Source organism: Spirulina subsalsa FACHB-351 (genome assembly GCF_026130165.1).
Lineage (GTDB): Bacteria > Cyanobacteriota > Cyanobacteriia > Cyanobacteriales > Spirulinaceae > Spirulina_A > Spirulina_A subsalsa_A.
In genome coordinates this window covers 1-2,172 of the sequence record NZ_JAIHOM010000241.1, presented here as the reverse complement: position 1 = coordinate 2,172, position 2,172 = coordinate 1, and the positions used below count along the sequence as shown (strand labels likewise).

Below are 2,172 nucleotides of genomic sequence, written 5' to 3'. Positions count from 1 at the left end.
CCCCACCTTACCCCCAGCCGGACAACCCAGCCGCCCCCTCCCCCAAGTTCCCAATACCCGCGCCGTGGTCATGTTAGACCCCGGTCACGGCGGACGAGATCCCGGAGCGGTTGGCATTGGCGGCTTACGGGAAAAAGATGTCGTGTTGCCCATTTCCCTGCGGGTGGCGCAATTACTTGAACAGCAAGGCGTGAGGGTGATTATGACCCGCTCCGATGATCGTTTTGTCACCTTAGCGGGTCGAGCGCAAATGGCCAACCGAGCAAGAGCGACCATCTTTGTCAGTATCCATGCCAACGCCATCAGCATGAGTCGTCCTGATGTGAATGGGGTGGAGACGTTTTTTTTCAATAGCGCGGGTCAGCGTCTAGCGAGCAGTATTCAAAACAGCATTTTGCAAAGCATTAGTATTGGCAATCGAGGGGTGAAACAAGCCCGCTTTTACGTTTTGCGTAATACCTCCATGCCTTCAGCTTTAGTTGAAGTGGGGTTTGTAACGGGCAATTTAGACGCGCCTCGGTTGGCAGATCCCAACTTCCGCAATCAAATGGCAGAGGCGATCGCCCGGGGCATTTTACTCTACTTACAGCAAAATCGGCTTTGAGTAGATATACTTTATGGAACACAGGTGAGCCTTCACCGATTTGTTAACTAAGGATTGGAGAATGAAAGACGCTCCGTTGAACCGGATTGGTGTATTTGATAGTGGTGTTGGGGGGCTGACAGTTCTCAAGGAACTCACTCAACAGTTACCTCATGAATCGATTCTGTATTTTGGAGATACCGCACGGCTTCCCTACGGAATCCGCAGCAAGGCTGAGATTTTGCAATTTGTGCGAGAAATTCTGATTTGGATGGCAAGTCACCGGGTCAAAATGGTGATCATGGCCTGTAATACCAGTTCAGCCTTAGCTTTAGAAGAAGTGCGGCGAGAATTTCCCTTTCCTATTTTGGGTTTAATTCTACCCGCCGCCAAGGCAGCCATCCGCCAAGGGCAACGAGTCGGCGTAATTGCCACCCCTGCCACCGTCACCAGCCAAGCCTACCATCGGGCGATTTTAGAAATTAAGCAGGATGTTACAGTCTGGCAAGTCGGCTGTCCTGAGTTTGTGCCGTTAATTGAAGCCGGGCGCATTCATGACCCCTACACCCACCAAGTCGCCTACAATTATCTCCAGCCTTTAATGGAGCAAGAGATTGACACCCTAATTTACGGTTGTACCCATTACCCCCATTTAGCCCCTGTCATTCGTCAGATCCTCCCTCCCACAGTGCGTTTAGTGAATCCGGCGCAATATGTAGCTCAGGCGGCGGAGCAGGAGTTAGAGCTACTGGGTTTAAAGAGTGAGGTTCCGGCTGCACCCACAGAGTTTTATGTTAGTGGTGACCCCGAGCAGTTCGCCCAACTGTCTCAACGGTGGTTAGGTTTTTGCCCCGTGGTGCAACAGGTTTCTGTGGATCAAGTGGCGTTTTCCTATTCGGTTGAATCAACTTGTCCTTGAGCGCTTTTGTCCTTAGTTTGAACGTAGAATAGAAAGGAGTGTCTAACCAGCACTCCTTTTTTGCTTCACTAACTTTTCTTCCTTCGATTTACCTTAAATGTTGGCTTGAAGGCTCTCGGTTTCACCGATGAGATGAAAAGCCAACCAATATAGAAACAGCGAAGCACAATTAATACTCTGGAGAGTCTTGGCTCTCCACAGATTTTTTAATAAGAACTCTAAATGTTCTTTCGGGAATACTTTTCTCCGATATTTAGTCACCAACACAATATGAACAGTAAGATTAAACGTAGCCCTGCGGGTCTTAGAGTAATTGGCTTCCATAACTATTGGCAGCTTGTACGGTGAGATGATATAATGATAACATAACACATTGAGAGGTCGAGTCAATGCGAGTCATGGAGTTTAAGGTTAAAGCTAAACCAAAACAACAAGTAGCTATCCTAGAAGCTATTAGAATAGGACAGTTCATTCGGAATAAATGTCTTAGACTCTGGATGGATTCCAAAAGAGAAGATAAGGTCAATTATGCTTCTTTTTGCAAATTTGTAACAACGTTGAGTAAAGATACTCCGTTTGTCAGTAACCTTAACTCTATGGCTCGTCAAGCTAGTGCCGAAAGAGCTTGGTTTGCCATTTCACGTTTCTATGACAACTGCAAAAAAGGGTT

At 47.4% G+C, this 2,172-nt stretch carries 2 protein-coding genes and 2 pseudogenes; 3 read left to right on the top strand and 1 reads right to left on the bottom strand.

What is annotated here, in order from left to right; all coding sequences use genetic code 11:
- The coding region (locus tag K4A83_RS22610; protein ID WP_265266978.1) for an N-acetylmuramoyl-L-alanine amidase family protein at positions 1–604 on the top strand (604 nt) is incomplete at its 5' end.
- Between the two features lie 61 nt (positions 605–665).
- Positions 666–1,502 carry a glutamate racemase gene (murI, locus tag K4A83_RS22605; RefSeq protein WP_265266977.1) on the top strand — a complete coding sequence of 279 codons (837 nt, stop codon included), beginning with the start codon at positions 666–668 and terminating at the stop codon, positions 1,500–1,502.
- A gap of 210 nt (positions 1,503–1,712) precedes the next feature.
- On the opposite strand, the pseudogene K4A83_RS24180 reads toward murI, so the two are convergent.
- Positions 1,713–1,826, bottom strand: a pseudogene (locus tag K4A83_RS24180) (transposase); the annotation flags it as partial.
- Between the two features lie 65 nt (positions 1,827–1,891).
- Here K4A83_RS24180 and K4A83_RS22595 point away from each other — a divergent pair.
- Positions 1,892–2,172 (top strand): annotated as a pseudogene (locus K4A83_RS22595) (RNA-guided endonuclease InsQ/TnpB family protein); the annotation flags it as partial.

Bases quoted from the DNA above. Each gene is read 5' to 3' on its own strand.
- murI (WP_265266977.1), top strand. From the start codon at position 666: ATGAAAGACGCTCCGTTGAACCGGATTGGTGTATTTGATAGTGGTGTT.